This is a genomic window from uncultured Anaerococcus sp. (assembly GCF_937934665.1).
Taxonomy (GTDB): domain Bacteria; phylum Bacillota; class Clostridia; order Tissierellales; family Peptoniphilaceae; genus Anaerococcus.
Genome location: NZ_CALGYW010000153.1, coordinates 1 through 5,140, shown reverse-complemented (window position 1 = coordinate 5,140; position 5,140 = coordinate 1). Strand labels below are relative to the sequence as shown.

At 35.0% G+C, this 5,140-nt stretch carries 4 protein-coding genes, 1 pseudogene and 1 riboswitch; of the genes and pseudogenes, 4 read left to right on the top strand and 1 reads right to left on the bottom strand.

The annotated features are described in order from the left end of the window. Positions 1 to 247: 247 nt before the first annotated feature. Together tyrS and fic are read left to right on the top strand one after the other, a co-directional pair. Positions 248 to 1,501: a tyrosine--tRNA ligase gene (tyrS, locus tag Q0410_RS07735; RefSeq protein WP_299035242.1), complete on the top strand. Its 1,254-nt coding sequence runs from the start codon at positions 248 to 250 to the stop codon at positions 1,499 to 1,501. Positions 1,502 to 1,575: 74 nt separating this feature from the next. Next, on the top strand, positions 1,576 to 2,142 hold the full coding sequence (gene fic / locus Q0410_RS07730; protein ID WP_299035239.1) for a protein adenylyltransferase Fic: 567 nt from the start codon (positions 1,576 to 1,578) through the stop codon (positions 2,140 to 2,142). A 48-nt stretch (positions 2,143 to 2,190) separates the two neighbouring features. Here the strand turns inward: fic and cytX are convergent, their stop codons facing one another. After that, the gene (gene cytX / locus Q0410_RS07725) at positions 2,191 to 3,351 is read right to left on the bottom strand and encodes a putative hydroxymethylpyrimidine transporter CytX (RefSeq protein ID WP_299035236.1); all 1,161 of its coding nucleotides are present in this window, start codon (positions 3,349 to 3,351) and stop codon (positions 2,191 to 2,193) included. A 127-nt stretch (positions 3,352 to 3,478) separates the two neighbouring features. Beyond that, a riboswitch (TPP riboswitch) is annotated at positions 3,479 to 3,580 on the bottom strand. A 171-nt stretch (positions 3,581 to 3,751) separates the two neighbouring features. On the opposite strand from cytX, the gene Q0410_RS07720 reads away from it, so the two are divergent. Next, a complete protein-coding gene (locus Q0410_RS07720; protein ID WP_299035233.1) occupies positions 3,752 to 4,954 on the top strand; it encodes a helix-turn-helix transcriptional regulator in 1,203 nt (400 codons plus the stop codon). Continuing rightward, positions 4,938 to 5,140: pseudogene (locus tag Q0410_RS07715) on the top strand (ABC transporter ATP-binding protein); the annotation flags it as partial. The gene Q0410_RS07720 and the pseudogene Q0410_RS07715, both read left to right, overlap by 17 nt.

Below are 5,140 nucleotides of genomic sequence, written 5' to 3'. Positions count from 1 at the left end.
GTCTTGTTGACAAAATCATATTCTTAGTGTTAAGTAGTCTTATAAGAATAAAACTTACAATGAATTCTAGTAGGAAGAGTCTGAAATGGCTTTTTTGAAATTACACTTTCATTTTGTTTAAGGCAAGCCAAGCTGTCTGTGTTTGGCAACGAGTATAAAAAAAGCTGGTACCGCAAGTCTTTGCGCTTTTATGCTCTTTTTTTATACCCATTTTGCGGATTCATTGTATGAAGTGAAAGGAAAAATTATGAAATTTACTTACGAAAAAGAATACGATAATGTTTTTGACGAGCTTGTAGACCGTGGATACTATGAGCAAGCTACAAATGAAGAAGAACTAAAGAAAAAACTTGCTACAGAATCTGTGAAGTTCTACTGTGGTTTTGATGCTACAGCAGATTCTCTAACTGTTGGCCATCTTATCCAAATCATGGTTATGATGCGTATGCAAAACTACGGCCACAAACCAGTTGCCCTTCTTGGTGGAGGTACAACCCTTATAGGTGACCCATCAGGTAGGTCGGATATGCGCCAAGTAATGACTGAAGAAAGAATCGACCACAATGCAGAGTGCTTCTACAAGCAATTCCAAAGATTTTTAGACTTCTCTGAGGAAGGTGGAGCAGTTATGCTAAATAACAAAGATTGGCTACTTGACCTTAACTTTGTTGAGTTTTTAAGAGATGTAGGAAGCGAATTTTTGGTAAATGAAATGATTAAAAAAGATGCCTACAAAAACAGGATGGCAGCTGGTGGTCTAACATTTTTCGAATTCTCCTACATGCTTTTACAGTCTTACGACTTCTTAAAGATGTACAGGGAAGACGGAGTAACCTTTGAAATAGGTGGTTCTGACCAATGGTCAAATATCATCGGTGGTGTAAATCTAATTAAAAAACATGAACAAGGCGAAGCCTACGGCATGACCTTTGCCCTACTTACAACTGCAGACGGAGTTAAGATGGGAAAATCTCAAAAAGGTGCGGTTTGGCTTGATAAGGAAAAAACAAGTCCATTTGAAATGTTCCAATACATGAGAAATGTTGACGACAGAGACGTGGAGAAATTCCTCTTACAACTTACCTTCCTACCTACAGCAGAATGTAGAAAACTAGGAAGTGCTACAGATGCGGCTGAAATTAACAAGGCAAAAGAAATCTTAGCCTACGAAGTAGTTAAACTTGTCCATGGCAAGGAAGAAGCAGATGCGGCACTTGATGCAGCAAAGGCACTTTTTGCTGGCAAGGGCAATGAAGATGCTATGCCAACTACAGAAATCTCTGAAGCAGACTTACCAATTGGTCTTTTACAACTTATGACCAATGTTGGCCTATCAAAATCAAACGGTGAAGCTAGACAAATGGTAAAACAAGGCGGAGTTTCAGTTAATGATGAAAAAGTAAGTGACTTTAGACTAGAAATCACCAAAGATCTTTTTGAAGATGGTAGAATCATAATAAAAAGAGGCAAGAAAAACTTCCACAAAGTGGAACTCGCCTAAGATAAATTTCCTCCAAAACATGGGTTTTGGGGGATTTTTTTATCTTAAATTGTATAATAATCTTAGGTGATGAAATGAATAGAAACGAAGAATACTTAAGCAAAAAAAGAGCCAAAGAACTTTGGGACCTTGGCATCATAGATATGTTTGAAGTTGGAACTTTTAAATCTCTTAAAGATATCCATAGGTATTTATTCCAAGACGTCTTTGATTTTGCAGGGAAAATCAGAACTGTAAATATCGCAAAGGGGTCTTTCCGCTTTGCTCCCCTACTCTTTTTGGAATCAAACCTAGCAATAATAGAAAAAATGCCAGAAACAAACTTTGATGAAATAATTGACAAATATGTGGAAATGAATATAGCGCACCCATTCCGTGAGGGAAACGGCAGGGCTACAAGGATTTGGCTTGACCTAATCTTAAAGAAAAACCTAGGCAAGTGTGTGGATTGGGATAAGATAGACAAATTTGCTTATCTTTCTGCCATGGAAAGGTCTGTTGTAAATACCCTTGAAATCAACCACCTTTTAAAATCCGCTCTTACAGATAAAATTACCGACAGGGAGGTTTTCATGAAAGGAATCGACAAGTCCTACCTCTACGAAGACTTATATGATATTCCTATTGAAGAAATCGAATAAAAACAAAGACGAGTAATAATCTCAACCCAGAATTACTCGTCTTTTTCCTTAATCTTTTATTAATTTTTCAGCCAAAACTTTTACTATTATTACAACTACTATACATGAAATTGTCGAACCTATTAGGAGGTCCATCTTTAAAAATACCCTGTTTGCGATAAAGCCAATTAGCCAAATAACCATATTTTTATAATAGATATCTGTGCCTGTGACGTCTTTTTTAAGGATAAAGTAGTCAGCAATTTGTATGGCTATCATTGGGGCAAAAACAGATCCTATTAGGTAGAGGAAGTCTGTGATGTCATCCATCGGGAAAATTATTGCCCCGATTGTACCTATAATTGTAACTATGATTCCAATTTTCTGACCATCTACCTTCTTTGATAAGGATTCGGCAGAAATACCTGCTGAATAAGCGTCTAAGAAGGTAGTTGTTACAGTTGACAATATTATAATTATCATAGCAGCAAGACCTAGGCCTGATTTTACCATTATCATAGCAATATCACTTTCATTTGTAAGTAGAGCCATGCCCATACCGATTACATACATCCACATGGAAACTAGGGTGTAGATTACAGTTGATGTGAGGGTTGCTCCCCTTGGGTCTTCTGCCTCCCTGGTGTAGTCGGATATTAGTGGTAGCCAGGAAAGTGGCATGGCTACGGCAAGCTCTATGGCAAGGCCAAAGCTCATAGCATCAGCTGCCGCTTGTGAATTAAAACTAATTCCCTTAAATACCTTAAAGGATAGGACAATAGTTAGGATAAATAATAGGGACATGGAAACTGTGTTAAGTTTACCAAGGTTTGAAAGACCTATTTTTATCCAAAGAAGGATCAAAAGTCCTATTACTAGGGCCCAGATGATGTGGCCTGTAGAAAATACATGGGATGTTGAAATTGCCCCGTCATAAATCATAATAGCAGTCCAACCTACAAGTTGGAGGACATTTAAAAGTGCGAAAAATAGTCCACCTTTTTGACCAAAGGACATTTTTACAGTCTCCATGGCTGATTTTTCTGTCCTGCCTCCTATGATTCCTGCCATATATAAGAGCACCGCACCTATTATGTGACCGACTAGCATGGCCATGAAGCCTTTTTTAAAGCCTAGGGGTGCGAAATATGTTCCAGTAATAATTTCCGCTATTGATACGCCCGCACCAAACCAAATCAGGCCATTTTCAAAATTAGAAGTTTTTTTCAATTTCTCTCCCCTTTCATTTTCCTTTGGGATTTACAACCCCTTGTCAATTTCATTTAATAAATCTCTCCTTTTTACTTATTTACAAAAAAAGAACAAGCCAAGGCTCGTTCTAAAGTTCAAAAAAAATATGCATAAAAAATATACATCCCTCCGTTGGCATTATCCAAATCAGGTAAGGTCGAGGCTAAGCCTCCTCTCAGATCTTTTAAGAACTCCCTTGTATGTATCTTATTTTAAATCTTATAGGAAATAATGTCAAGGAAAATTTTTCCCGCTAATACTCTTAGATTAATATCGAATATATGGTTATTGATATTAGATGAAATTTGTCTTATAATTAAGTTAATAGAAATCTAAGATAAAAATAATCATTAGATATAAATCTAAGAAAGGATCTATAATGAAAGCTCACTTTGATAATTTTAATCTCATAAAAAAGCCCTTGCTTGTAAATGAAGCAGGCCTTGTGATTTATCTTTACACAAACTATCTAGCAGCCAACAATAAAAGCTTTTTCTCTTTTGAGGAGTCTTATCCTGGTTCTACCTACTCTGAGGATTTAAATTTAGTTTCTATGAACAATATATCCCTCGATAATAAGACCTATAAGGATTTTATTAGAAAAGTAAAAAAGGAATCCCTTCCTTATCTTGAAAATTTTTTCAACGGAAAAAATGAAGATATACTAAATCTTTTCTACATTTTTTCGGAAAACGACATGAATTACTTTCCATTTTTGGCAGGTATTTTTCAAAATACAAATGTCTTTGAGATTAAAGATTTTACTTATGAATTATTTGAAAATTCCTTTGACCTTCACTTTCTCAATTATATGGGGGTGGATTTAGATGAACCTAATTCTAATGAATCATCATCTATAAAAGAATACTTAAATAAAGCTTTTAAGATTAATTTCTTAGACCTTATGAATTCACTTCCTTATGAAGATAAACTATCAATGGCACTTTTAAGATCTTTTTCAAATAAAAAAAGTATCTACGATAGACTCTATCCGCTATTAGAGAAAATCTGCGATATTTTAGAAAAAAATTTTTATATGATTGAAGATATTTTCCTAGATCATTTCGACCATTTAAAAAAAGATGACTACAAAAGGATAAACGAACTTATTGACCAGGTTGGAATAAGAGATTTGCTTGCAAGGAGAACTAAGGCCCTTGATATATACGGGCTTATCATAGCTCCAAATACAACCATGTTTCAATTTTTTACAGATAATTCTGACTATACCTTTATAAAATTCGGTATATTTTCTGATAAGAAAGTCGCCAATGAAGGTAATAAATTAAAGTTATTAAGCCAATACTTAAAAATACTGGGAGACCCAACTAGGATTGACATTTTAGACCTCTTAAAGGAAAAAAACTACTATGCCAAGGAGCTTTCTGACAAGCTTTATATAACTCCAGCTACCCTGTCTTACCACATAAGCCAGCTTCAAATGTGCGGCTTTATTGGAGCATATATTGAGGGAAGGAAGACCTATTATTATTTGAGAAAACCTGGTTTTGAAAAAGTAATAGAAGAATTAACTGAATTTTCTAAGGACATAAGGGAGGAAGAACATGGAAAAGAATCTTAAAAACCTAAAAGAAAACCTTGCTCAAAATCTAAAGGACGAAGAAATCATAAAATCATACTTAAGAGCGGATAAATTATCGAATTTCGACCTTCTAAAGATGGCCTATGAGCCTTTTAAGGACAATATTAAAATAAAATTATCACTTATAATTTATCCTATAACTGCTGGTCTAATACCAATTATAGA

Excerpts from the sequence above, each read along its gene's own strand:
- tyrS (WP_299035242.1), top strand. The coding sequence starts at position 248 with ATGAAATTTACTTACGAAAAAGAATACGATAATGTTTTTGACGAGCTT.
- fic (WP_299035239.1), top strand. The coding sequence starts at position 1,576 with ATGAATAGAAACGAAGAATACTTAAGCAAAAAAAGAGCCAAAGAACTT.
- Q0410_RS07720 (WP_299035233.1), top strand. The coding sequence starts at position 3,752 with ATGAAAGCTCACTTTGATAATTTTAATCTCATAAAAAAGCCCTTGCTT.